This is a genomic window from Wolbachia endosymbiont of Dipetalonema caudispina (genome assembly GCF_013365495.1).
Classification (GTDB): Bacteria; Pseudomonadota; Alphaproteobacteria; order Rickettsiales; family Anaplasmataceae; genus Wolbachia.
This window is the reverse complement of the sequence record NZ_CP046580.1, coordinates 629,519-653,835: the sequence shown is the minus strand read 5'-3', so window position 1 is coordinate 653,835 and position 24,317 is coordinate 629,519. Positions and strand designations below refer to the sequence as shown.

The window sequence follows — 24,317 nt, the reverse complement described above, 5'->3', positions numbered from 1 at the left end:
GTAAGAAATTTACTAGTAAAATCTAAATTTAAAATCTAAACTTACTAAGTATATTTCTGTAGATTCAGATCTACTTGATTTGGGTTTAAAATATTTTGCTGTTTTGAAGATTTTTTTTAACTCATTATAAAAGTCTTTATCAAATTCTCCTTGAAAGATTTTTACTACAAACTTACCGCCTTGATTTAGAAAATGCTTTGTAATGGTCAATGCTGCTTCACATAAAAGCATGATCCTGATATGATCCAATGATTTTATGCCGCAGAATTCTGGGGAGACATCAGATAAAATTACATCAAACTTTTTATTTTTAAATTTTTTCTCTAAAATTTTAAGATCATTTATGATATCGCATTCTATATATTCTACCCCATTAATCGGGTTTAATGGCTTTATGTCAATTGCAACTACATTTGCTCCTTTTTGAGATGCAACTTGTGACCATCCACCAGGGTGAGCACCAAGGTCAATAATTTTTTGTCCTTTTTGGAGTAATTTAAATTTATTATCTATTTCTATCAACTTGTACGCTGAGCGTGATCTATAGCCATCTTTGTTAGTTTTTTGTACATACTTATCATTTAAATGACGGTATAACCACCTAGTTGAAGATAATTTTCTGCCTTTAGCTGTTTTTATTTTAGTTTTTATTATTGCTATCTATAAAATCACTACTATTAAATTATATTATTTGTTCTCTTTTAGCTATTCTTTTACTAGTATAAAAATTTATTTAGTTATTTTGATAACTAGGATTAAAAAAAAAGATATAATGACTTCTCAAGAAAATGCTTTTTTATTATTTGTGTTATAATATGTTTTGTATCTTTTTAGTAATTTTTTTTAATTTTTATATTAATTTTTTAAAAGTGGTGGTCATTATTTTGTGTTGTAAAGCTACTTTTGTATGTTTTTTTGGTTACTGGAGTGTTAAACACTCTTTTTCTTTCTTTAAATTATAGTTATGCTTGTTAAGCTTAGCATTATTAAAAAATATTTTTTTACTCTTACTCAGTTATCAGTTGATATTTTTTGCACTCTTTTTACTGCTTTCTTCTAAATTTATTTGAGTGAATATATAATAATATTATTATCTTTTTTTTCTTTCTTTATTTTTGCGTGATTAACGTTTGCATTTTCATTAAATATGATTTTTTCTGTTTTCAGAAGAAATTTTACATATAAACTGATTATTTTGCTTGTTATTTAAATGTTATCTAAGTTTAGAAGTTTATGCTATTTGTCATTAAAAGTAATTTATAAACACTGATTGCATAATTATTTTTTGCTTCAACTAAATCTGAACGTGCTTTTAATAGTGCATTTTCAGTGTCTAAGAGTTCAATTTTGCTTTTTAAATTTAAATTAACTTCCTGTTTAACTTCTTCTAATGCAAAAGCTGCTGCCTTTTCAACCTTTTGACTTGCTTTGATAATAGTTTTTGCTATTAAAACATTATTCCAAGTTTTTATAACTTCTTTTTCTATATATTTTATTATTTCATAATAATCATAAGCAGATTTTTTTGCGTTCATTTTAGCTTTACTTATACTAAAAGTAGTAGTTCCTTTTGTCAAGATTGGGATATCAAGGGTAAAAGTAATGTTAGTAGTGTTTAAAAGCGTATTAAGGTTAATACTTTCATTTAAACTTTTACTTGCACTGAGATTCAAGGAAGGTAACCACTTAGAAATTTCAGAAATTACTGCCATTCCATCTGCCTTTTTTTTATGAATTGCTACTTTTAATGATAGGTTTTTGGTTTTTGCTAACTGCAAGCATTCATTTAACTCTGGGACAGAAGGTAATTTATCATTAACTTCAGAGAGCTTATCTGGATCTTCTCCAATTAAATGAGAATAAGCAATATTTGCTAGTTTTAATTTGCCTTCAGCATCAATTCTATCCAGCACTGAAGAAGAAAATTTTGCTTTTGCTAGTGAGACTTCAGTATTGGTAACTTCTCCGAGAGAGAAGCGCTTTTTTACTGCAGATAAATTCTCTAAAGAAACACGTTCTTTGTGCTCTTTTAATTTTAGTATTGCTGTTCTTTTTAGAACGTCAGTGTATACTTTTACAGCGTTAAGTGCAACTTCTTGCTTTGATTGTTGAAATAGTATCTTTTCTGCTTTAAGAAGATGACTTGATTGGTTAAATGTAGCAAAACTACCACCACCTATTACTTTTTGTCTTAATGTAAGGTGTTTTTCAGGTAAATTGTGTTTTTTATCATAAAAATTAAAATTACTGTCAAAATTATACTGTAAGTTAATATCTGGTAAAAACCCAGCTAATCCAGAAGACTTCAGTTGTTTTTCTATGCTTTTATACTGGTAAAGTTGAGATTTTAATTTTAAACTATTTTTAATAGCTTTATTTATAGCTTCTTCAAGATTGATTGCATAGCAACTTATACTACCAAAGACAACCATGAATATAATAATAAACTTAGACATTCTTTTACTATGATTATTTGGATATGTGCTAGATTATTAGCGTAAATTGTTTGGAAGTCAATACTAATATTATTTGACTCTGTTTTAAAGTTGAGTGTACTATGCATAGTATATATGTGTTTGAAATAATTTATGGGGACTTTTTTTTTGAAAGAAAAACAAATCAATAAAAGGTGGTTTATTATAGATGCAAACGGGTTAACAGTGGGAAGGTTAGCAGCATTTGTAGCAACACTATTGCGTGGAAAGCATAAACCTGAATATACACCTCACATGGATTGTGGTGATAATGTAATTATTATTAATGCTGAGAAAGTATGTTTTACTGGAAAAAAACTTAAAGAGAAAATTTATTATAGGTATACAGGGTATCCTGGTGGTTTAAAAAAGGCTACTCCGGATAATATTCTGAATGGTAAATTTCCTGAACGTGTAATGCAAATAGCAGTAAAAAGGATGCTTGATGATGGACCTATGGCACGTAAACGCTTTAAGAATCTGTACGTTTATTCTGGCTCAGAACATAATCATCAGGGGCAGCAACCTGAAAAGATAGATTTTGCTTCTTTAAATCGAAAAAATAAAAGGTAGTGAGGTCAAGATGGAAAATTCTATAGTAGATCAATCAGAAGAAGTAAATAAATTAGTTATTGATTCACTGGGGCGTTTATATGCTACAGGCCGAAGAAAGGAATCTGTAGCAAGGGTATGGATAAAGCCAGGAGATGGAAAGTTTAGTGTTAATCGTAAAAACGAGTTATTTTCTTATTTTAAGCGAGAATCTATATGTCAAATAGTAAGAATGCCACTTATCATAACATCTGTGTTAGATAAATATGATGTGTTTGCAACTGTAAAAGGTGGAGGGTTATCTAGTCAAGCTGGTGCCTTAGCTCATGGAGTGAGCAGGGCTTTAAGTAAAACAAATCAAAGCTTGCGTTTTATATTACGTAGTAAGGGATTTTTGACAAGAGATTCACGTGTTGTTGAGCGTAAAAAATATGGTAGGCATAAAGCTCGTAAGAGATGTCAATTTTCTAAAAGATAGTTATTTTATAGGGTGATACTTTTGTAGGCGTTATGTAAATGTTTTAAAAAAAGTGTATAATATATCCTAAATTTTCATGATAAATTTGGTTGACTATCAGTATGAATTAAATATGCTGTTTATGAATTTTTTTAATTAAGGTAATTTATGAGTAAAGAGAGTATAGTAAAACAAATATACGAAGATTTATCTAATCAAGGTATAGATATAACAATGTTAAATTTGGGCAAGATTCATGATGCTTGGATAAAAAGAATAAAAGGTGATCTAAAAAGGATAGGTAAAGTTCGTTTGCATAGATTAGGTACATTATCTACTGCTATAAGTCAGAAAAAACAATGCCGTAATCCTCAGAATGGTAAGATAATGACTGTTCCTGAAAAAATAAGAGTAAGATTTAAAGCAAGCCAAACTCTTTTAGGTCTTTTGAATGAAAAGGAAGTAAGGAGTAGTTAGTTAGATATTATCATTTTCATTTTTTTTACTGTGCTGTATAAGCTGTAAAATATAGCTTCGCTGATTAAGAAATGGCCAACATTAAGAGCTAAGATGTAAGGTATTTTTTTTATTTTTTTAGCGTGTGTACAGGTTATACCGTGTCCTGCGTGACACTCTATTTTTAGTTTGTTTATGTACTCTGCAGCATTATTAATTAGTTTTAATTCTTCCTCTGATGAATTGTTACAGTAATCTCCTGTATGAATTTCTATTATGTCAGGCTTTTTTTCTAGTTTTTCAAGGTATTTTAGTTGATTGATACTTGGATTGATAAATAGTGAAACTTTTATGCCAGTACTATGTATTTCTTTTATTATATTAGAAAGTTTGTTATACGTATTAATTATATCCAAACCACCTTCTGTTGTTAATTCTTCTCTTTTTTCTGGTACTATATTAATCGAATAAGGTTTTACTTTTTTTGCAATTTTAAGCATTTCTTCTGTAGCTGCAATTTCAAGATTAAGTTTAGTTTTGATATGTTTTTTTAAGTTAAATACATCTTCATCTTTAATATGTCTTCTGTCTTCTCGTAGGTGAACAGTGATAAAATCTGCTCCAGCATCGGTGGCTATTTCTGCTGCTTTTAATAGATCTGGATAAGAAGTTCCTCGTGCATTGCGAAGAGTTGCAATATGGTCAATATTAACGCCTAGTTTCATACTACCTCAAAAGTCATTTATAGATTATAATACATGTTATTAGTTTTTTTAATAGTCATTAATTTAATTAAGTAATATCATAGCTGGAAATGAGGTGAAATTACTGCTTGACAGGCTTATTGATTTCTTTACAATGAAAATTGTAAGGTATTTAATATCTTGTGCAGCTGGTAATGTATATCATATAGTTAGTATCTGAATTATTTAGTTTTTTGGTTAAAATATACTTATCAAAATAGGATAAGGCGTTATTTTCATGAATAAAAATTATCCATTACTTTTTTTGTATTTGTGAATGGGAGATTAGATATAAAGGTTTGTAAATATTGTTATTAAACTAAGATATTATTTTTAATGTACCATAAAAAGATTTATTGTGGCTGTATTTTAATATATATGTCAATAAGTTGTGTGTTTGATAAGTAATGAAGGTAATTATTGTTATAATAATGTTGTTGTTTAGTAATTATACAATGGCAAGTGAGAAAATAAGTTTAATAAATAAGAAAAAATTATCGCAGGGATATGTGGCTCCTGTTATTGTAGAAAATAATGTTATTATGGTAGATAAATATGGTGCTTTATATTCTTTTGATGTTGATAATTTAAGGATTATGAATTGGAAGTTGCGCTTTTCACAAAAAAAAAATTGGTAATATGAGTTTATCAAATTATGGAGATAATATTTTCTTTATTGTGAATAACATTTTGTATCTAATAGATGGAAGGACTGGTAAAATTCAATGGGAGAAAAAACTGAGAGCTCCAGTTAGAGGAAAGGGAGTAGTAATACATGATAAATTGATAGTATTAACTATTGATAACTATTTATATACCTTTAATATAAATGATGGTAGTTTAATTTGGGCTTACCAAAATGGAATTAATGAGGTTCGTGGTTTATATTCTATATCACCTGTAATTATTAATAATGAAATAGTGGTGCCATTTTCAAATGGCGAATTAATAGCTTTTGATGAAAGTGGTAAAAAATTGTGGGATCAAAAATTGTCTGTAAGTCTTTTAGATACACAGTTTACAGATATAACTACTACACCAAGAGTATTTAATGGTGTTTTAGTTGTTACAAATAATTCTTATGTATATGGTATTGACGTAAAATCAGGGAATATTTTATGGTCAAAATCATTGCAAATAAAAAGTTTATCAAATGTTGTACCATATTACGGTTTCTCTATTGCTACAAAAGAACAAAAAGATGGTGGTAGAATATTTATGATTACTAAAGATAATAAAATAATTGGTATTGATATAAAAAGTGGAGAAACGGTCTGGGTGTCTAATTTAGTAAAGAACAACAACGTGCAATTATTTGCTTTAATTATGTATGCCAATACGCTATGGGTAACAAGTAATAGAGGCTTAATTTTAATATTTACTTTTCCTGAATTAAAAAATATAAGAAAAATAATTGGAATACCTGGTAAGGTGTTTCATGCTCCAGTATTTTCTCGTAATAAAATATATATAACAACTGAGGGAAATGGTTCTTTTTCTTTAGAAAATAGGTTCATTTTTTATGACTGATTATTATGATCTAATTGTTATAGGTGGCGGCCCAGGGGGTTATAAGTGTGCCATTATAGCTGCAAAACTTGGATTAAATGTTGCTTGTATAGATAAAAACAGCGTTTTTGGAGGTACATGTTTGAGAGTTGGGTGTATACCTTCTAAAGCTTTACTTTATTCTTCTTATCAGTATGTTTATATAAAAAATAATTTGCTAAAACTTGGTATAAGAATCAAGGATGTAAGTTTTTCTTTAAAAAAAATGTTGGAATATAAGAATGCCATAATTAAAGAATTAGGGGAAGGAATAGAATACCTCTTTAATTTTTATAGAATTGCTAAAATTAATGGAATTGGAAAAATTACTTCTTTTAATCAAAGTAACCTTGAAGTTTCTGTTGAAGGTAAGACATTCAAAGCAAAGAATATAGTAATTGCAACTGGTTCTGATGTTAATTCTTTGTCAAGAATTAGTATTGATGAGAAAAATATTATTTCATCTACTGGTGCACTATCTATAACTGAAGTACCAAAAAGAATTGTTGTAATTGGGGCTGGAGCAATAGGGCTTGAAATGTCTTCTGTATGGAAGAGACTAGGGTCTGAGGTTATTATAGTGGAGTTTCTTGATAAAATTGCTACATCCATGGATGGGGAATTGAGTAAATCTTTGTTTTTTAATTTACAGAAGCAAGGTATAAAGTTTTTACTGAACACTAAAGTTGAAGAGATAAAACAAAGTGACAATTTGTTAAAAATAAAAGTTTGCTCCATTCAAGATAGTCAAGTAAGTGTTATAGAGGCAGATAAAGTGCTTGTTGCAGTAGGTCGTAAACCGTACGTTGAGGGCCTTGGTATTGATGATAGAATAAAAAGAAATAATTATGGTTTTATTCAAGTTAATAATAGGTATGAAACTAATATAAAAGGAATATTTGCAATTGGTGATGTAATTGGTGGAATAATGCTTGCTCATAAGGCAGAAGAAGAAGGAATGGCAGTTGCAGAGATAATAGCAGGACAGTCACCTCATATTGATTATGGAATCATACCATCTGTTATTTATACTCATCCTGAGGTTTCTTCAATCGGGAAAACCGAAGAGGAACTTAAAATTGCTGGTCAAAAATATAAAGTAGGCAAGTGTCAATTTGCTGCAAATAGTAAAGCAAAAATTCTTAATGATACCGTAGGATTTGTAAAAGTACTAACTTGTAATAAGACGGATATGATACTAGGTGTACATATTATAGGAGCATATGCTAGTATGTTAATTAATGAAGCAGCAGTTGCAATGGCATATGGTGCAGCAGCAGAAGATATTTATAGAATTTGTCACTCTCATCCTGATATAAATGAGACCTTTCGTGATGCATGTATTAATGCTTTCTTTAAAAAGGGGACTTAAATTAATATTAAAATCAGTATGATGGCTAGGTACAATGCTTTATTTACTTGGGATATTTAAAGTCATATTTAAGACTTAAAAAGTTTGGTGAGTTTTTTTTTGGTGTTTCATGTTGAAAATGAATATTGCTTTTTTTTGTTTGAGAGAGAGGGTAGTATGTTTGAATGAAGGAAAGATGAATTTAGTTTCATTGTTTGAGAATGGTATAGACAATATAAGATTTAACGCTACGTATTTGTCGGTAGTGGAAAATTTTTTAGTGTATAAAATGGTAGTACAAGATAAGCTAAGGTTATGTTCTTCTTATTTAACTAATTAGAGAAGAATTTATCTAAAGCATTGATCGATTTTATATAAAATTTTATAAAGGAATAAAAACTGTCACTTAAAAAGTTTTGATGGTGTTATGAAGTTTTGTCCTTGTTTGTTTTATATAAAAAAACTTTTTGCAAGACTTAAGAAGTAAGCAAGAGGATGTTTCTCTTTGAGAATATTATTATTAAGCATATACCATAGCGATTCTAGTTAATATTCAAGAGATTTAAACGTAGTATTTATCTTTATTGAGTGCTGATTATACAAATATAGTTTTGTATGAAGTTAAGTTTTTATAAATTGACTAACTTTACTATTTAGTAATTCTTACTTGCAGATGTTTATTTTATAAATCTTGTATGAGATTCAATATGTTTTATTTTGGGGCAGGTTAAATAGGTTATTTTAGTAAATATTGTTTTGTAAGCTTCTTTTTTAAGAGTACTTTTACTAAGTGTTTTTTTTACAAAATAACCGATAAATGATTTTGTATTTTTTGGAATTCTAATTTTATTTAAAAACTCAAATCTTTATTGCAGATAACCCCTTTAAAATTAAATTTATTTTTTTGTTAATATTAGTTGGCATCGTTTTGAGGAGGTTTTTTTTCATTATTTCTGGTTTAATAAATTAATATTATATTAAAATTCCTTTTGATTATATATATCAGCTATTACTTTAAGTCTAGAAATATATCTTATTAGTATGTTATATTTCATATATAGTTTATTATTTTTTGAATGGTAGGTAGTATTGAGACACTTTTTTTAACATGTAATATTTATTATTACTGGTAGTTATAGACTTTTGGAATAGATTTATTCAGCTTATTATATTTTTCTTTAAAACTATTGTAATGTTTCTTAGTACTACACACTCTCTATAGAAAGAGCATTAATCTTACTTTTTAATAGAGCTATTTTTACATGTTTCTTATTTTTAATTTTTAGGTTTTAGGTTTTGGTATTGACTCTAGAAACTTTTCTGCATCAAGTGCAGCCATACATCCTGTGGCTGCTGCAACTACTGCCTGTCTATATACCTTGTCTTGAACATCACCTGCAGCAAATACTCCTGCTTTACTAGTTAGAGTTGTACCAGGTTTTGTGATTACATAACCTTGCTGGTCTATTTCAACAAAACCTCTTAAAATATTTGTATTTGGTGTGTATCCAATTGCAATAAATACCCCATCTATTTTTAATTCTTGAGTTTTATTAGTTTTTGTTGATTTAATAATAATACCAGTTACTCTTTTTGGATTTTCTTCTCCAAGAATTTGCTCTACAGCATAATTCCACATTATTTTTATCTTGTCTTTTTTAAAAAGTCTATCTTGCATCACTTTTTCTGCTTTTAATTTATTGCGTCTATGTATTAGTATTACTTCTTTAGCGAATCGAGTTAAAAATATTGCTTCTTCAACAGAAGTATTTCCTCCACCAACTACAGCTACAACTTTATTTTTAAAAAATGCACCATCACAAGTTGCACAAGTTGAAACTCCATAACCTTGAAACTCTTTTTCACTTTTAAGACCAAGCCATTTTGCTTGTGCGCCGGATGCAATTATAATCGTGGCTGAGTAATAATTATTAATATTACCAAGAAATTTAAATCTATGTTCATTAGAGCTGTTAAGTTGTTCAATACTCTTTATTTCATCATCTACTATTTTTGCACCAAATTTTTCTGCATGTAGCCTATTTTGTTTCATAAGCTCTGGACCTTGTATTGAAATGAAACCAGGATAGTTTTCTACATTTGTAGCAATCGTAAGCTGACCACCAGGTTGCATTCCTGTGACTACGATTGGTTCTAAATTTGCGCGTGCCGCATATATAGCAGCAGCGTAGCCAGCTACTCCAGAGCCGATAATGAGAACCTTTGTGCTAAATAGATTCATCTATAATTCTTCACTATATGAATTCAAATAGTCAGCTACCCCTTCTTTGCTTGCTTGAATAGCTGCCTTTCCTTTTTTCCATCCTGCTGGACATACTTCTCCATATTCCTTATTATGCTTAATTGCATCAATAATTCTAATGAACTCATCGATATTACGTCCTAGAGGTAAATCGTTTATTGATTGATGACGTACAATAAACTCATCATCAATAATAAAAGTTCCTCTGAGTGCAATTGAGTGATCATATAATACTTCGTAGTCTCTTGATATAGACTTTTTAATGTCAGATACTAAAGTATAACTAATTTCTCCAATACCAGCCTCGTTTACTGGAGTTTCTCGCCATTTACAATGTGAAAATTTTGAGTCTATGCTTACTCCTATGACTTCAACACCACGTTTTGAAAAGTCTTCTATTTTATTACTAAACGATATTAATTCAGTTGGACAGACAAAAGTAAAATTGAGTGGGTAGAAAAAAAGAACAGCATATTTATCTTTTATATGCTTGCTTAGACAAAAATTATCAACTATTTCTCCATCAGAGAGAACAGCAGGAGCAGTAAAATCGATAGCAGATTTTGTCACAAGATTCATAATTAACCTCTTTAATTTTAGATGGTTATTATTCTATCACGTGATAAATTTATATGCAAGTTTTCTTTATTTTTCTTTAAAATTTATTTCTAATTTACTATTCTTACTAATTTTGGATATATCTTAAGCTAATAATGGGCCGTTAGGAATATTACTAATTATATTAATTTGATTTAATATCTTGTTAGTAGGGTAGAGGTAATTTTTTATAAATTCCTTATATATAGCAGTTAATTTATGTATATCATCCACTGATACGCATTCATTTACTTGGTGTGCAGTTTTATTGATCATACCGAATTCAATCACTGGACAAAAATTTTTGATAAATGCAGCGTCAGAGGTGCCGCCACTTGTACTCATCACAGCATCGATATTAGTGACTTTATTTATTGCATTAAGCATGATGTCAGTGTTTTTATCTGGAACAGAGAGAAAAACACCTCTACTATTATAAATATAGAGTTTATAATTTTCAGTTACACTAGAACATATTTCATTGATTAACTTGTATAAATTGTCAGGTGTTTGTATATTGTTATATCGAATGTTAAAATTTGCAACTATTAAATTAGGTATTAAATTAGTAATATTATTTCCTACGTCAATAGTAGTGACTTCACAATTTGAAGGCTGAAAATATTTGTTGCCTCTATCAAAGGTAGTGTTTCTTATTTTGTTCAATATTGACATCATTTTATATATTGGATTGTCAGCTAGGTCTGGATAAGCAACATGTCCTTGTTTTCCGTGACAAATTAATTTAAATGTTACAGATCCTCTTCTGCCTATTTTTATAGTATCACCTAATTTTTTACTACTGGTTGGTTCAGCAATAACACAATAGTCCATTTTTTTTTGGTTACTTTCCATCCATTCTAAAACTGCTTTTGTTCCATATTCTTCCATGCTTTCTTCAGCACTAGTAATTAGTGCACTTATAGAACCATTGAATTGGAATTTTTCTATAATAAAATTTACCATAGCAGCAATAAATGCAGCTATTCCGCTTTTCATATCAGCTGCTCCTCTTCCATATAATATCCCATCCTTAATTTTTGGATTAAATGGATCAGATATCCAATCTTTTAGTTGACCTGGTGATACAACATCGATATGTCCAGCAAAACATAGATTTGGCACTCCATTTATATATTTTGCATAGAGATTTTTAACCTTATCTTCGTTACTGCCAAACTCTAAAATTTCACACTTAAAACCACTTTTCTTGAGAATTGCTGCTATATGTTCTATTGCTCCATTGTCTTTTGGTGTTATACTCTTAAAAGAAATTAACTTTTTAGTTAGCTCTACAGGATCAATCTTCATACCAACTTTAAAATACTGAATACTATATTGTAAACATTCTATGCATTATTTAAAGCAAATATTACATCAAGCTAAACAAACCCTCATAGGGGAAATAATAGTAGATCATCATCTTGTTGATAATATACATGAAATATGCATGCAGTATGGGAATGACATTTTTTTGGTTGCGGATGAAAATACAGCAGAATTTTTAAGTAAAAATATATTTAATAAAATTTCTCACTTAATAATTCCTAGCAATATTATTAGACCTGTTACAAAGCCTTATGTTATTTTAAATACTTCTAAAATTTTATTATCTCAATTTTCTGATACCAAGATTAAGGAAAAAAAAGTATGGATTCCAGTGTCGAGTGCTAGAATGATATCAGGTAGAGAAGTTACTCTAAATATGTCTGCATCTCTTGAAATTGTTAATTTAGTTAGAAATAAGGCGAAGGATAGTGACCTAATAGTTGCACTTGGTAGTGGTACTATTAATGATATTTGTAAGTATGCAAGCTATCTTGAAGGTAAGAACTATATATCTTTTCCAACAGCTGCTTCTATGAATGGGTATACTTCTGCAAATGCTTCTATTTTAGTTGATGGGTATAAAAAATCTTTTGTGGCACATCTCCCAAAAGCAATATATATTGATACTAATATAATTACTAATGCACCACTACGCTTGACATTGAGCGGATTTGCAGATTTTATTTGTCGTTCAACAGTGCAAGCTGATTGGTTGTTATCTCATCTACTACTTGGTACAGAATATAATGAATTGCCTTTTTCACTTGTTCGTGATTTGGAAGAAATTTTACTTAGGGAGTATTTAGCGCTTGCAGAAAGAAGTAAAAAAGTGGTTTTATTACTTATGGAAGCTTTACTCATTTCAGGACTTGGAATGGTAATGTCAAAAGGTAGCTATTCTGCAAGTCAGGGAGAGCATATGATAGCTCACACAATGGAAATGGTAACAAGAGATTATTCTTCTTCATTACATGGTGAAAAGATTGCTGTTACAATGACTACCATGGCTAATTTACAAGAAAAGATATTATCAATGCACAATCCAATCATTAAACCAATGAATTATTTTAGTGTTATTCCAATATCGAATGCTAAAGTTCAGAAAGTGAATCAATATAGTACTACTTGGATGATGGAGTGCTTTGGTAATACTGAATTTATAAAAATTTTAAAGCGGAAACAAGTTTTGCAGCACAAAATTAAAGAGATTGTTCATAAAGAATGGAATAATATTTCTAGTTTAATTAGGCAAAATTTATTGCCTGCAAAACGTTTAAAAAAAATGTTTGAAGATTTGTCAATTCCACATTTACCAGAGCATCTAGGTTGGGATAAGGAGCAATATTGCAAAGTGGTTAGTATTGCATTTACAGCAAGAGACAGATTTACCTTTCTTGACTTGGCTCATTGTATGGAAGAAAGTAAAGTTTTGTAATTCAAAATAATTTTGAAAATGTTGATGCTTTCTTTGATTTTTAGTCTAGCAATTGTTTTATTCTATTCTTCAACTTTAAATTACTTAATTTAAATAGACTCAATTTATGAAAATGCTGCTTGCCTTACTTAAATATATAAGGATATTTAAGGGTACTTAATCTGAATAGATGGATACAGAGCTGCTTAATAAGCTTCTTAATGAATTGATTATAATTTTATACTTTTTTTTTTGTTAAAAAATAGTATTTAGCATTTGATATTAATAAGGTTACTTTTCCTTTGTCGAGGAGATAAACTGAACTAATACTCTTTCAATTAGTTGATAATTAAGATCAAATCATTTAATGAACTAATGGTTTTTTAAAAGCAGAGATTTTTAATCTAATATTGTTATCATATAGAGTATAGCTTGAAGAAAAGCAAAATTTTCTGTCTTTACATTATTAATCTGAAGTAAAATCTATCTTTATGAAAATTTTAAGATTTTTAGCATTTTCATTATTACAATGTCGGCGATAGTTAAAATGTATTTTGATTCTTTAATTTGTGAAAAGGAGAATACTGGGATTCAGTTTAGTAGTAATTTATGAAGCTTGGTGATAATTATGTTTATTATTTTAATAATTCTTTAGCATAGATCAGAAGCATAGATCAGAATTTTTCTTTCAGAAAAAGTGGTATTAATTGTTTTTTTGTATCAGTCATACTAATATTTTGTATATTTATTGTATACTTATAGTTTCTATATTTTACGAATTTAGAAATCATACTAAAATTAAATTTGTTTAAATCAATTACCAAACACTCAGCGCTTATAAGATTTCTTGTAACGTTCATATTGAAAAGTGAAATCACTGAGTGTTATAATTTTTATGTCTAATATTCTATATTGAGTATAGTTATTATATTGGTTATTTTAATTAAAGCAGGGTAATTTTAAATTTTTGCAGGTATTACTTATTACTTAGGTTCTAATTATATTTAGACGTATTTTGAATGCATATATTGTTTTTGTATAATCTTATTTGGTATTTGATATTTTTTCTTGTTAATGATTTATATACTATTAGTGTACGGTGAGTTTTTAGCTATGAAAGGTTTAGCCAAGTTTTTGTTTTTTTATTAAATTTGACTTATTTATTTTTACAATGAAATTTTCTTTTAGTTACTTAGAGGTAAGCAGATATTTGTTTATATTGAACTTTAAATAGTAACAAGAAAGACTTGAATTTTGTACTGATTTGCTGTATTAAAAATATGTAGTTTATACGTTGCTTTTCATGACACATTTTGTTACGGATAGGTGTATAAAGTGTAAGTATACAGATTGTGTAGAAGTATGTCCTGTTGACTGCTTTTATGAAGGTAAAAATATGCTTGTGATTAATCCTGATGAATGTATTGATTGTGGAGTATGTATATCTGAGTGTCCAGTAGATGCAATTGTCACTGATGATTCTATAAGAGATATTTTGGGATTAGATGAAAGCTTGTTAAGCAATGAACAAAAAAAAATTAAGTTATTTTATGATATAAATTTAGAATATTCACGGAGATGGCCAAATATTACAGCTAAAAAGCAACCCTTGAGTACTGCAGAAGAGTATAAGAAAAGAAGTGATAAAACTGCTTATTTTAATGAAAATCTAGAATAAGCCTCTTTAATTAAATTTAAAAAGAAAAAAAGTTTTTATTAGTATTTTATGCTAGTATGTTTTATTGTGAAAATTGATGTATTTATAACTTATGACATATCATAATATTAACTGTTTTGTACATTAATGAGTAAGTCAAATATAAAGTATTTTGTTGCTATTTACTTGCTGTGCGGGCAGTAAATTTAAAGAATCAGATTTTTGTAAATCTAAAGAGTACTTTGCTGTAATCATAGGCTATATACTAAAATAGAGGTAAGCTAATAAAAAATAAGATAATATTTTTTTGGGAAAATTCTTGAAAAAAAGAAGAAAAAGCCTGGTAATATACTAAATGTGTGAAAAAAAGGTGTCTTTGAATATGTAATTTTGTTTGTAATGTAGCTTTAAGTGATATATTATATTAGTGTAAATTTTGTAAGCTAATATTTATTGTATTTTTAATAAAGTTATTTATATAATATTAGCTAGTTTCTGTTTAAAAAAATTTGACTATTAAAGTATTCGTGAATTTACATGAAGAAAATGAAATTAAAAACTAAATCTTCTGTTAAAAAGCGTTTTAATCTTACAGCTAAAGGTAAGGTTATTTCTACTCAATCTGGCAAAAGACATGGTATGATTAAAAGGAGCAAATTTAATATTCGTAATCAGCGCGGTACGATTATTCTTGGTAAGTCTGACTCGCGTATAGTTAAACTTTATATACCTTATGGCATTAAAAAAAAATGGAGGTAAAAGCAAATGGCTCGAGTAAAACGTGGAGTTACTACTCATGCACGTCATAAAAAAATATTAAAGTTAGCTAAGGGTTACAGGGGCCGTGCAAAAAATTGTTATAGAGTTGCACTTCAAAGAGTTGAAAAAGCATTACAGTATTCTTATAGGGACAGAAGAAATCGCAAGCGTGATTTTCGTAATTTATGGATAATACGTATTAACGCAGCAGTAAGAAAGTATGGGCTTACCTATGGTAGATTTATACATGGGCTTATGCTTGCTGGAATTCACTTAAATAGAAAAATTCTTGCTGAAATGGCTGTTAATTATCAAAATGATTTTTCAAAATTAGTAGAAATTGTTAACACTAAGTTAGTAAAAAATTCTTAATTTTTAGAATGTAACATGAGAGTGATTTTCATGGGTTCATCTGAATTTGCTGTTGGTACACTAAATTTGCTATTCAAATCCAGAAATGACATAATAGCAGTATATACCAAGGCTCCCAAACCTTCAGGACGTGGACAGAGATTAACAAAATCTCCTGTTCATGCTATTGCTGAAAAACATGATATAAAAGTATGCACTCCTACTTCTCTAAGATCTTTGATAGAACAAGAAAGATTTAGAAACTTTAAACCAGATATTACAGTTGTTGTTTCATATGGATTGATGCTTCCAAAAGAAGTTTTAGATATTCCAAAACATGGTTGTATTAATATTCATCCTTCACTACTGCCTAGATGGCGTGGTGCAGCTCCTATACAACATACAATTTTAGCAGGAGACCAAGAAACTGGGGTTAGCATTATTAGATTGAATGAAAGGTTAGATTCTGGTCCTATTTTAAAGCAGAAAAGATTTGTAATTAAAAAAAGTGATAATTACAAGACATTGCATGATAAGTTGTCTATGTTAGGCAGTAACTTGTTGATGGAAATATTGAATGAAGTCGAAAAACAACAACAGGTTCCTTTAGAACAGGAGGGTGATAATGTATGCTACGCTAGTAAAGTAAAAGACTATAAAATATATGCAAATGATACTTGTGAAGTTGCCTATAGAAAAGTTAAAGCGTTTTACCCTAAGGCGTTTATTAAGATAGAAAATAAACGCCTTAGAGTACTAGATGCTGATTTTGAAATTAATCTTTCTTTGCCTTTAGCACAAGGTGAAATTATTAATGATAATATGCATATAAGCTTGAAAGGTGGAATTTTAATTCCTAAAATGATTCAAATAGAGGGAAGAACCCCTTGTAGAGTTACGGATTTTATCCGTGGTTTGAGATCAAGCATAGTGAAAAAGATTATAGAGTAAACTAAATTGCTGTATAGTTAATTTATGTTAGTAAAAAAGGAGTAGAGATAATTATTAATAATCTTACTTAATTAATATATGAAAGTAGACTTTCAAATGGATTATGGGAAGTTTTACAGTGAAATTAAGTTTAATTTTCTAACGAAAATTAGTTATACATTGGTTGTTTTATTTAGTTTATTGCATTTGCTTTTGTCTATTTTTTTTCTCTTAGAATTTGTAGAAAGTAAAAAGTAATTATTGCCCTTACCTATTGTTACAAATTGCCAGTTCACACTATATTTAATGAGTAATAATAATTTGCTTAAAGGTGTATGTTATAAAAAAGTAGGGTTTGTAATTTTCTTAATGTTTTTTGTGTTTGTTTGGTTTTGATCTGTTATTCATGTATTAAAATATTTAATATCTAGCTTAAAGGTGACTTCATATTAACATTAGTATTGATTGAAATTATAGCTAATTTTCATTAATTAAATGTTTTATAATGAAAGATTTTAGTAAAGAGTTTTTTTCTATTGTGTTGTTTAAAATTCTTATATACTATCTTTAAACCAATTATGAAAAATTAGTGCAGGACGCAATTTTAATTTTACAAAGTGGTAAATGTTTTTTAGGAAAATCAATAGGTAAAAGGGGTAAGAGTATAGGCGAGGTTTGCTTTACTACTGGTGCTACTGGTTACCAGCACATTATAACTGACCCTTCTTTTACTGATCAAATTATAATGTTTACTTTTCCTCATATTGGTAATATTGGAATAAATAGTAAAGATAATGAAGGAGAGAGGATTTTTGCAAGTGGTGTAATTATGCGTGAACTTTCTCCTGCATCTCATCCTTCTTCATATATTAATTTAAATGATTGGTTAAAGAGAAATAATGTTGTTGGAATATCAGGAGTTGATACTAGAGCTTTGACTAGACACTTAAGAAAACATGGGTATCAAAATGGAATGATATGTTCATTGATTTATCCTTTAGAACTTAATCCATGGATTTGTAATGATCAGACTGTTCAAGAAATAGTAGAAAATTTATTGAATGAATTGGTAAATATGAATCTCCAAATGGAATGGAAATAATTGATGCAGTCAGTAGTTTACATAATAATGTGTCTTCTGTAATTCAAGTAGATGACGTTGAAGTTCAAAATATTGAAAAATATAAAGTTATAATAGTTGATTTTGGTGTAAAATTTAGTATCACTTCACGCTTGGTAAAACTTGGCTGCACAGTTGAATTAATTAAACCAGATAGGGGTTTTTCTCAAAAGATATTAAATATGTGTCCAGATGGGATAGTATTTTCAAATGGTCCTGGTGATCCACAAAAGATAGGAGAGAACTTAATTTCAGAAATAAATGTTATTATAAAGTCTAAAATACCAATTTTTGGAATATGTATGGGTCATCAATTACTTGCAATTGCTTTAGGGGCAAAGACTACTAAGATGAATGTTGGTCACCGAGGAAGTAATCATCCAGTTTATAATGTGAGTAGCAAAAAAGTTGAGATTACTAGTCAAAATCATGGATTTGTTGTCGATCCATTTTTCTTACCAAGAAATATAAAAATTACTCATGTTTCTTTATTTGATAATAGTATAGAAGGAATAGTGGTGAAGAATTATCCTGTTTTTTCTGTGCAATATCATCCTGAAGGAGCTCCAGGTACACATGATTCACATTATTTGTTTAAATATTTTATTAATAATATTAAATTATATAAAATAAAATCTGCATAGTTAATGTTGTTCAAAGTTTTATTGTTGATTTTTTTGTTTTAGGAATTTATTATTAAATTTAATATAAAAATTAAGTTAAAATACTACCTAATATTTTTTTAATGAATTTTGTTGGTGGGAGGAGTGACCGAGTGGTTAAAGGTAACAGACTGTAAATCTGTCCGTGGAAGCGTACGTAGGTTCGAATCCTACCTCCTCCATGTTAATAATATGCGGGTATAGCTTAATTGGTAGAGCTCTAGCCTTCCAAGCTAGCAGAGTGGGTTCAAATCCCACTATCCGCTCTTTTTTTTATTGTATTTTTATAAAATTAATATATTACTATGATGTATTTGTATTTTTTTTGGTGAAAACTTTAAATTATGACGCAGATAGTAGAAGCATTTGGTAAGCCACATGTAAATGTAGGAACAATAGGACATGTAGATCATGGAAAGACTACATTAACAGCAGCAATAACTAAGTATTATGGGCGTTTTGTAGCATATGATCAAATAGACAAAGCACCTGAAGAAAGAAAAAGGGGAATAACAATAGCAACAGCACACGTAGAATATGAAACAGATAAGAGACATTATGCACATGTTGACTGTCCTGGGCATGCTGATTATGTAAAAAATATGATAGTAGGTGCAGCACAGATGGATGCAGCAATATTAGTAGTGTCTGGAGTTGATGGACCAATGCCGCAAACAAGAGAACATATATTACTTGCAAAGCAAGTTGATGTTAAGTATATCATTGTATATATAAATAAGGCTGATGTTGCTGATTACGATATGATTGGCTTAGTAGAAATGGAAATTAGGGAATTACTAAATAAATATGAGTTTCCAGGTGATGAAGTTCCCATGGTTATTGGATCTGCATTGAAAGCATTAGAAGATAAAGATAATGAATATGGGAAAAAATCAATAGAAAAGTTAATGGAAAAATTAGACGAATATGTAGCAATTCCACCAAGGCCTGTGGATTTGCCATTTCTAATGCCGATTGAGGATGTATTTTCAATACCTGGGCGTGGAACGGTGGTTACTGGAAGAATAGAAAAAGGAGAAATAAAAATAGGCGAAGAGATAGAGATAGTAGGTTTGAAGGCGACACGAAAGACAATATGTACAGGAATAGAAATGTTTAAAAAATGTCTTGATAAAGGATGTGCTGGATTAAATGTAGGAATATTGGTAAGAGGAATAAAAAGAGAGGAGGTAGAGAGAGGGCAAGTATTAGCAAAGCCAAATGTAATAACACCACATAAAAAATTTAAGGCCGAGATATATGTATTAAAAAAGGAGGAAGGAGGAAGACATACACCATTTTTTGAAAATTATCAACCACAATTTTATATAAGAACTACAGATGTGACAGGAAACATAAAATTGCTAAAAGGGAAAGAAATGGTAATGCCAGGAGATAATGTAAGTATAGAAGTAGAATTACAGGCACCAGTAGCAATAGATAAGGGGTTACGTTTTGCAATAAGAGAAGGTGGTAAAACTGTTGGTTCTGGTATTGTTTCTGAAATTTTGGAGTAGTTGGGGTATGAAACTAGATGGAGCAAGAGATACATATTAAAATAGAAGCTTTTGATTGTTCAAGGTTGGAGGAATATATTAGAAAATTTGTGCGTGAATTCAAGGATAAATTAAAACATTCTGGTACAAGATTATCAGGTCCAATTGCTTTGCCAAGGAAAAATTTTAAGTTTAATGTTAATAGATCTCCTCATGTTGATAAAAAATCTCGTGAGCAACTTGAACGAAGGACTTCTAAACGTTTAATTGTTCTATATAATCCTACTCCTACTATAGTACAAATGCTTGGAAATTCATCTTTTCTTTCTCCTCTGCCTGGAGTAGAAGTTGATTCGAAAATAAAGAAGGTTATAAAGTTTAGGAATAAAGAATGAAGAGAATAAGTTCGCTGAGAAGAATTGGTTTATTAATGAAAAATGTTGGTCATACTGCTATATATTCCGATAGTAGTCGTGTAGCTGTGACTTTATTGTATCTCGGTGATACCTATATTATTGATGTAAAAGAGCGAGATAAATGTGGGTATAATTCAATTATTTTAGGTACTGGAGATTTTAAAAATATTTCAAAGCCTCAGTTAGAATTTTTAAAAAAGAAGGGAATAAAAAGTAGATGTAGGCTATATGAAAGTAGGTTGAATAATCTCTCAGGAATAAGATGTGGTGAAAAAGTAGATATTGGTCATTTTGTCATTGGTCAATATCTAGATATTACAGGTTATTCGATGGGTAAAGGGTTTGCCGGCGTAATAAAGAGGTATAATTTTAGTGGACTTAGAGCTTCTCATGGTGTTTCTATTGCTCATAGGTCTCAAGGTTCTACTGGTCAATGTCAAGATCCTGGTAGAGTGTTTAAAGGTAAAAAGATGGCTGGTCATTTAGGTAATAGTAGAATAACTGTGCAGAATATGAAGGTATTGTTGATTGATTATAAAAATAGTGTTATTGCTATAAAAGGTAATAATGTTCCTGGGTTTAGAAATTCTTATGTTTTTGTGAGGGATGCGGTTAAAAAACCTTTACATAAGGATGTTTCTTTTTTACTTAAGTAGTATTGGCTGTTGAGTGCAAGTGATGTGATACAGTAGTTTTGTAAGTTAATTATGAAATGTAAATTTATTAATTTGTCTAGTGGTGATATGAGTGTTATTCAGCTTAATCCTCTAATATTTTTTGTTGAACGAAAATTGAATATTTTACACGATGTGGTTATATGGCAATTAGCAAAAAAAAGAGCTGGTACTCATAAAACAAAAGGTATTAGTGATATTTCTGGTACGACAGCTAAGCCTTATAGGCAAAAGCGTACTGGTAGGGCAAGACAAGGTAGTTTACGATCTCCTCAATTTAGAGGAGGAGAGATAGTTTTTGGTCCTGTTGTAAGGAGTCATGCATATTCTCTTAACAAAAAAGTGCGTGAACTTGGTTTAAAAATTGCTTTGTCTCTTAAGTATTTAAATAATCAGATAGTTATTCTTGATAGCTTAGATATTAATATAAAGAAAACATTTGAAGTACATGAATATATGAAAAAATTTAAATTTTCTTCTTTTTTAGTAGTTGGTAATTATGAAGATAGTTTATTACGGGCTACTAGAAATTTATACTATATAGATTTGATTAAACCTGTCGGGTTAAATGTTTTTGATGTGCTGAATCATGACTGTATAATGTTGACAAATGATGCTTTAAAGGATCTTGAAGGTAGATTATTATGATAGAGTATAATAATATAATAAAGTCTCCTGTAATTACAGAAAAGGCTTCTTTTTTAAAAGAAAAATTTAATAGATATTCTTTGTATGTTTTTGTAAATATAAATAAATTTAGAATAAAATTAGCAATAGAATCTCTATTTAGAGTTAAGGTTGCTTCTATAAATGTTGTCATGGTTAGGTCTAAGTATAGACGCTTTAAAGGTGTGTCTGGTTATGAAAAACAGAAAAAGAAGGTTTATTTTTCTTTAATTAATGGTCAAAAATTAAATATGATGGGTATTTAATGTGGGTATAAAGTTTCTTAACCCTGTTACTCCATCTTCCCGTGGAACTGTGTTGATAAGTAAGTCTGGGTTATCAAAAAATAGACCTGAAAAATCTCTTACGTTTGGTAAGAAGTCTAGTGGTGGGAGAAATAATTGTGGTAGAGTTACTACTCATCATAGGGGTGGTGGGCACAAAAAAAAGTATAGAATTGTAGATTTTAAACGTAATAGAGGTGATCAAGGTGTAGTTGAAAAAATAGAATATGATCCAAATAGGAGTGGTTTTTTAGCATTAATATTGTATAAGAGTGATAATACTAAATCTTATATATTGGCTCCACAAAATATAAAGCCAGGTGATTTTGTAATGTCAGGTGAGAGTGTTGATATATTATCAGGTAATTGTTTGCCATTAAGGTGTATACCTATTGGTTCTTTTGTACACGGTGTTGAATTGAAGCCAGGTAATGGTGCTGTAATTGCTCGGGCTGCTGGTTGTTATGCACAAATTATTGGTCATGATGGTAATTATGTTTTATTGCGATTAAGATCTGGTCAAGTTAGGTTGATTTTATCTGCTTGTAAAGCTACTATTGGTGTAGTGTCTAATTCTAATCGTAAAAATATAAAGTTAGGTAAAGCAGGAAGAAGTAGGTGGTTGGGAATTAGGCCTACTGTTCGTGGAGTTGCTATGAATCCAGTTGATCATCCTCATGGAGGTGGAGAAGGAAAAACTTCTGGTGGTCGTCATCCTGTTACTCCTTGGGGTGTTGCAACAAAGGGAAAAAGAACTCGAAAGAAAAATAAGTTTAGTGACAAGCATATAAAAAGTTTAAGGGGTTAGTTTATGAGTAGGTCTGCATGGAAATCACCTTTTTGTCATCCTTCTGTGCTGAAATTGGTGAATAGAGTTTTAAGAGAGGGTGCTTTTAATAAAGTGATAAAAATTCATTCTAGAGCGTCTGTCATTCTTCCTAATTGTTTAGGTTTAAAGTTTGCTGTTTATAATGGTAAAGATTATGTTCCTGTTAATGTTAATGATCAAAATATGATAGGTCGTAAATTTGGTGAATTTTCACCTACCCGTAAGTTTAATGGACATAGTGGTGATAAAAAGGCAGTAAGAAGGTGATAAGCAATGAGTATGGAAGAAGAAAAAAAGTGTATGATTGTTAAAGCTAGTTCTAGAGTTTTAAAATCAACTCCTCGTAAGTTAAATTTAGTTGCCGATTTAATACGTAATAAAAAAGTTTCTTTTGCTACTGTGCAATTGAAATTTTGTGAAAAGAAAGCTGCTTGTCTTATGGCAAAGGTGTTGAATGCTGCGGTAGCTAATGCTCAGCATAATTATGGTTTGGATGTTGATGGTCTATATATAAAGGAAGTGTTGATAGGTAAATCTTTTACTTTGCGTAGGATATATCCAAAAGCTATGGGTAGAGCTAGCAAAGTTGATAAATGTTATAGTAGTATAACTATCAAATTAGAAGGAATTGTATGATTTATAGGGATAAAATAGTGAGGTTAGAATATGGGTCAGAAGGTTAATCCTATAGGATTGAGGTTAAAGATAAATACTAATACTTGGGATTCAATTTGGTATGCTAATAAAGATTATAAAGAAAAATTACATCAAGATTTATCTATTCGTAGTTACATAAATAAATCTTTTAGACATGCAGGTCTTTCCAGGATAGTTATAGAGCGTAAAGGTGATTTGATGTCTGTAACAATACATTCCTCTAGACCTGGAGTTTTAATAGGTAAGAAGGGTTTAGATATTGAAAAGATAAAGCAGAAGATAGTTAAAAAAGTAAAAGATAATGTAGAAGTAAATGTAGTAGGAATAAAGAGACCTGAAATAGATGCAGCTTTGATATCAAATAGTATAGCACAACAATTAGAAAAACGAGTTTCTTTTAGAAGGGCAATGAAAAAAGCTATTCAAGGTTGTTTGAGAATGGGAGGGGGAGGTATTAAGGTAAGTTGTTCTGGTCGTCTTGGTGGAGCTGAAATAGCTCGAACTGAGTGGTATAAGGAAGGTCGTTTACCTTTACATACTTTGCGTGCTAATATAGATTATGCTTTATGTGAAGCAAAGACTGTATATGGTGTTATAGGGGTTAGAGTTTGGGTTTATATTGTTAATTAAGG

At 29.5% G+C, this 24,317-nt stretch carries 25 protein-coding genes, 2 tRNA genes and 2 pseudogenes; 23 read left to right on the top strand and 6 right to left on the bottom strand.

Annotated elements, in window-relative coordinates; translation table 11 throughout:
* Positions 1–12: 12 nt before the first annotated feature.
* On the bottom strand, positions 13–639 hold the full coding sequence (locus GOY14_RS02545) for an RlmE family RNA methyltransferase (RefSeq protein WP_255419712.1): 627 nt from the start codon (positions 637–639) through the stop codon (positions 13–15).
* A 584-nt stretch (positions 640–1,223) separates the two neighbouring features.
* Positions 1,224–2,456, bottom strand: a complete 1,233-nt coding sequence (locus GOY14_RS02540) for a TolC family protein (protein WP_175809720.1) — start codon at positions 2,454–2,456, stop codon at positions 1,224–1,226.
* Positions 2,457–2,588: 132 nt separating this feature from the next.
* Between GOY14_RS02540 and rplM the strand changes: the two genes are divergently transcribed.
* The 3 genes from rplM (at position 2,589) to GOY14_RS02525 (ending at position 3,960) form a co-directional block, all read left to right on the top strand.
* Positions 2,589–3,047, top strand: a complete 459-nt coding sequence (gene rplM / locus GOY14_RS02535; RefSeq protein ID WP_175809719.1) for a 50S ribosomal protein L13 — start codon at positions 2,589–2,591, stop codon at positions 3,045–3,047.
* A gap of 10 nt (positions 3,048–3,057) precedes the next feature.
* Positions 3,058–3,504 carry a 30S ribosomal protein S9 gene (gene rpsI, locus GOY14_RS02530; RefSeq protein ID WP_175809718.1) on the top strand — a complete coding sequence of 149 codons (447 nt, stop codon included), beginning with the start codon at positions 3,058–3,060 and terminating at the stop codon, positions 3,502–3,504.
* Between the two features lie 147 nt (positions 3,505–3,651).
* Entirely contained in the window at positions 3,652–3,960 is a 309-nt protein-coding gene (locus tag GOY14_RS02525) for an HU family DNA-binding protein (protein WP_175809717.1), read from the top strand.
* On the opposite strand, the gene GOY14_RS02520 is transcribed toward GOY14_RS02525, so the two are convergent.
* Positions 3,957–4,664, bottom strand: coding sequence for a pyridoxine 5'-phosphate synthase (locus GOY14_RS02520; RefSeq protein ID WP_175809716.1), 708 nt, complete (start codon positions 4,662–4,664; stop codon positions 3,957–3,959). The genes GOY14_RS02525 and GOY14_RS02520 overlap by 4 nt on opposite strands.
* A 425-nt stretch (positions 4,665–5,089) precedes the next feature.
* On the opposite strand from GOY14_RS02520, the pseudogene GOY14_RS02515 reads away from it, so the two are divergent.
* The 3 genes and pseudogenes from GOY14_RS02515 (at position 5,090) to GOY14_RS02505 (ending at position 7,921) form a co-directional block, all read left to right on the top strand.
* Positions 5,090–6,212, top strand: a pseudogene (locus GOY14_RS02515) (outer membrane protein assembly factor BamB family protein).
* Positions 6,205–7,602, top strand: coding sequence for a dihydrolipoyl dehydrogenase (gene lpdA, locus GOY14_RS02510; RefSeq protein ID WP_175809715.1), 1,398 nt, complete (start codon positions 6,205–6,207; stop codon positions 7,600–7,602). The pseudogene GOY14_RS02515 and the gene lpdA overlap by 8 nt, the downstream one beginning before the upstream one ends.
* A gap of 118 nt (positions 7,603–7,720) precedes the next feature.
* On the top strand, positions 7,721–7,921 hold the full coding sequence (locus GOY14_RS02505) for a hypothetical protein (RefSeq protein ID WP_218938844.1): 201 nt from the start codon (positions 7,721–7,723) through the stop codon (positions 7,919–7,921).
* A 942-nt stretch (positions 7,922–8,863) separates the two neighbouring features.
* Here the strand turns inward: GOY14_RS02505 and trxB are convergent.
* The 3 genes from trxB to dapE form a co-directional block, all read right to left on the bottom strand.
* A complete protein-coding gene (gene trxB / locus GOY14_RS02500; protein WP_175809713.1) occupies positions 8,864–9,823 on the bottom strand; it encodes a thioredoxin-disulfide reductase in 960 nt (319 codons plus the stop codon).
* Positions 9,824–10,423, bottom strand: a complete 600-nt coding sequence (locus tag GOY14_RS02495) for a peroxiredoxin (RefSeq protein ID WP_175809712.1) — start codon at positions 10,421–10,423, stop codon at positions 9,824–9,826.
* 123 nt (positions 10,424–10,546) lie between these two features.
* Complete coding sequence (gene dapE, locus GOY14_RS02490) at positions 10,547–11,752, bottom strand: succinyl-diaminopimelate desuccinylase (RefSeq protein ID WP_175809711.1); 1,206 nt, start codon at positions 11,750–11,752, stop codon at positions 10,547–10,549.
* Positions 11,753–11,792: 40 nt separating this feature from the next.
* Between dapE and GOY14_RS02485 the strand changes: the two genes are divergently transcribed.
* The 17 genes and pseudogenes from GOY14_RS02485 (at position 11,793) to rpsC (ending at position 24,315) form a co-directional block, all read left to right on the top strand.
* On the top strand, positions 11,793–13,205 hold the full coding sequence (locus GOY14_RS02485) for an iron-containing alcohol dehydrogenase (protein ID WP_175809710.1): 1,413 nt from the start codon (positions 11,793–11,795) through the stop codon (positions 13,203–13,205).
* 1,282 nt (positions 13,206–14,487) lie between these two features.
* On the top strand, positions 14,488–14,862 hold the full coding sequence (locus GOY14_RS02480) for a ferredoxin family protein (RefSeq protein ID WP_175809709.1): 375 nt from the start codon (positions 14,488–14,490) through the stop codon (positions 14,860–14,862).
* Between the two features lie 516 nt (positions 14,863–15,378).
* Positions 15,379–15,600: a 50S ribosomal protein L35 gene (gene rpmI / locus GOY14_RS02475; RefSeq protein ID WP_175809708.1), complete on the top strand. Its 222-nt coding sequence runs from the start codon at positions 15,379–15,381 to the stop codon at positions 15,598–15,600.
* A gap of 6 nt (positions 15,601–15,606) precedes the next feature.
* Complete coding sequence (gene rplT, locus GOY14_RS02470) at positions 15,607–15,972, top strand: 50S ribosomal protein L20 (RefSeq protein ID WP_175809707.1); 366 nt, start codon at positions 15,607–15,609, stop codon at positions 15,970–15,972.
* Positions 15,973–15,987: 15 nt separating this feature from the next.
* Positions 15,988–16,902 carry a methionyl-tRNA formyltransferase gene (fmt, locus tag GOY14_RS02465; RefSeq protein WP_175809706.1) on the top strand — a complete coding sequence of 305 codons (915 nt, stop codon included), beginning with the start codon at positions 15,988–15,990 and terminating at the stop codon, positions 16,900–16,902.
* Between the two features lie 568 nt (positions 16,903–17,470).
* A pseudogene (carA, locus tag GOY14_RS02460) lies at positions 17,471–18,645 on the top strand (glutamine-hydrolyzing carbamoyl-phosphate synthase small subunit).
* Positions 18,646–18,762: 117 nt separating this feature from the next.
* Positions 18,763–18,845, top strand: a tRNA-Tyr gene (locus GOY14_RS02455).
* Between the two features lie 12 nt (positions 18,846–18,857).
* Positions 18,858–18,929 (top strand) — tRNA-Gly (locus tag GOY14_RS02450).
* Between the two features lie 78 nt (positions 18,930–19,007).
* Positions 19,008–20,180, top strand: coding sequence for an elongation factor Tu (gene tuf, locus GOY14_RS02445; RefSeq protein ID WP_175809394.1), 1,173 nt, complete (start codon positions 19,008–19,010; stop codon positions 20,178–20,180).
* A 17-nt stretch (positions 20,181–20,197) separates the two neighbouring features.
* Positions 20,198–20,554 (top strand): 30S ribosomal protein S10, encoded by a 357-nt coding sequence (gene rpsJ / locus GOY14_RS02440; RefSeq protein ID WP_175809705.1) that lies wholly within the window; start codon positions 20,198–20,200, stop codon positions 20,552–20,554.
* A complete protein-coding gene (rplC, locus tag GOY14_RS02435; protein WP_175809704.1) occupies positions 20,551–21,231 on the top strand; it encodes a 50S ribosomal protein L3 in 681 nt (226 codons plus the stop codon). Before rpsJ ends, rplC begins: the two co-directional genes overlap by 4 nt.
* A gap of 51 nt (positions 21,232–21,282) precedes the next feature.
* Positions 21,283–21,897 carry a 50S ribosomal protein L4 gene (rplD, locus tag GOY14_RS02430; protein WP_175809703.1) on the top strand — a complete coding sequence of 205 codons (615 nt, stop codon included), beginning with the start codon at positions 21,283–21,285 and terminating at the stop codon, positions 21,895–21,897.
* A complete protein-coding gene (locus GOY14_RS02425; RefSeq protein ID WP_175809702.1) occupies positions 21,894–22,181 on the top strand; it encodes a 50S ribosomal protein L23 in 288 nt (95 codons plus the stop codon). The genes rplD and GOY14_RS02425 overlap by 4 nt, the downstream gene beginning before the upstream one ends.
* A 1-nt stretch (position 22,182) precedes the next feature.
* Positions 22,183–23,007, top strand: a complete 825-nt coding sequence (gene rplB / locus GOY14_RS02420) for a 50S ribosomal protein L2 (protein ID WP_175809701.1) — start codon at positions 22,183–22,185, stop codon at positions 23,005–23,007.
* A gap of 3 nt (positions 23,008–23,010) precedes the next feature.
* On the top strand, positions 23,011–23,295 hold the full coding sequence (gene rpsS, locus GOY14_RS02415) for a 30S ribosomal protein S19 (protein WP_175809700.1): 285 nt from the start codon (positions 23,011–23,013) through the stop codon (positions 23,293–23,295).
* A gap of 12 nt (positions 23,296–23,307) precedes the next feature.
* The gene (gene rplV / locus GOY14_RS02410; RefSeq protein ID WP_255419676.1) at positions 23,308–23,664 is read left to right on the top strand and encodes a 50S ribosomal protein L22; all 357 of its coding nucleotides are present in this window, start codon (positions 23,308–23,310) and stop codon (positions 23,662–23,664) included.
* Between the two features lie 30 nt (positions 23,665–23,694).
* On the top strand, positions 23,695–24,315 hold the full coding sequence (gene rpsC / locus GOY14_RS02405; protein ID WP_175809699.1) for a 30S ribosomal protein S3: 621 nt from the start codon (positions 23,695–23,697) through the stop codon (positions 24,313–24,315).
* Positions 24,316–24,317 lie beyond the last annotated feature (2 nt).

Coding starts and splice junctions, on each gene's coding strand:
- lpdA (WP_175809715.1), top strand. CDS start 6,205: ATGACTGATTATTATGATCTAATTGTTATAGGTGGCGGCCCAGGGGGT.
- GOY14_RS02540 (WP_175809720.1), bottom strand. CDS start 2,456: ATGTCTAAGTTTATTATTATATTCATGGTTGTCTTTGGTAGTATAAGT.
- rplD (WP_175809703.1), top strand. CDS start 21,283: ATGAAATGTAAATTTATTAATTTGTCTAGTGGTGATATGAGTGTTATT.
- dapE (WP_175809711.1), bottom strand. CDS start 11,752: ATGAAGATTGATCCTGTAGAGCTAACTAAAAAGTTAATTTCTTTTAAG.
- rpmI (WP_175809708.1), top strand. CDS start 15,379: ATGAAGAAAATGAAATTAAAAACTAAATCTTCTGTTAAAAAGCGTTTT.
- GOY14_RS02495 (WP_175809712.1), bottom strand. CDS start 10,423: ATGAATCTTGTGACAAAATCTGCTATCGATTTTACTGCTCCTGCTGTT.
- rplV (WP_255419676.1), top strand. CDS start 23,308: ATGGAAGAAGAAAAAAAGTGTATGATTGTTAAAGCTAGTTCTAGAGTT.
- rpsJ (WP_175809705.1), top strand. CDS start 20,198: ATGGAGCAAGAGATACATATTAAAATAGAAGCTTTTGATTGTTCAAGG.
- rpsS (WP_175809700.1), top strand. CDS start 23,011: ATGAGTAGGTCTGCATGGAAATCACCTTTTTGTCATCCTTCTGTGCTG.
- GOY14_RS02425 (WP_175809702.1), top strand. CDS start 21,894: ATGATAGAGTATAATAATATAATAAAGTCTCCTGTAATTACAGAAAAG.
- rplT (WP_175809707.1), top strand. CDS start 15,607: ATGGCTCGAGTAAAACGTGGAGTTACTACTCATGCACGTCATAAAAAA.
- GOY14_RS02505 (WP_218938844.1), top strand. CDS start 7,721: ATGAATATTGCTTTTTTTTGTTTGAGAGAGAGGGTAGTATGTTTGAAT.
- rplC (WP_175809704.1), top strand. CDS start 20,551: ATGAAGAGAATAAGTTCGCTGAGAAGAATTGGTTTATTAATGAAAAAT.
- GOY14_RS02520 (WP_175809716.1), bottom strand. CDS start 4,664: ATGAAACTAGGCGTTAATATTGACCATATTGCAACTCTTCGCAATGCA.
- GOY14_RS02525 (WP_175809717.1), top strand. CDS start 3,652: ATGAGTAAAGAGAGTATAGTAAAACAAATATACGAAGATTTATCTAAT.
- GOY14_RS02480 (WP_175809709.1), top strand. CDS start 14,488: ATGACACATTTTGTTACGGATAGGTGTATAAAGTGTAAGTATACAGAT.
- trxB (WP_175809713.1), bottom strand. CDS start 9,823: ATGAATCTATTTAGCACAAAGGTTCTCATTATCGGCTCTGGAGTAGCT.
- rpsI (WP_175809718.1), top strand. CDS start 3,058: ATGGAAAATTCTATAGTAGATCAATCAGAAGAAGTAAATAAATTAGTT.
- rplM (WP_175809719.1), top strand. CDS start 2,589: ATGGGGACTTTTTTTTTGAAAGAAAAACAAATCAATAAAAGGTGGTTT.
- GOY14_RS02485 (WP_175809710.1), top strand. CDS start 11,793: ATGCATTATTTAAAGCAAATATTACATCAAGCTAAACAAACCCTCATA.
- tuf (WP_175809394.1), top strand. CDS start 19,008: ATGACGCAGATAGTAGAAGCATTTGGTAAGCCACATGTAAATGTAGGA.
- rpsC (WP_175809699.1), top strand. CDS start 23,695: ATGGGTCAGAAGGTTAATCCTATAGGATTGAGGTTAAAGATAAATACT.
- fmt (WP_175809706.1), top strand. CDS start 15,988: ATGAGAGTGATTTTCATGGGTTCATCTGAATTTGCTGTTGGTACACTA.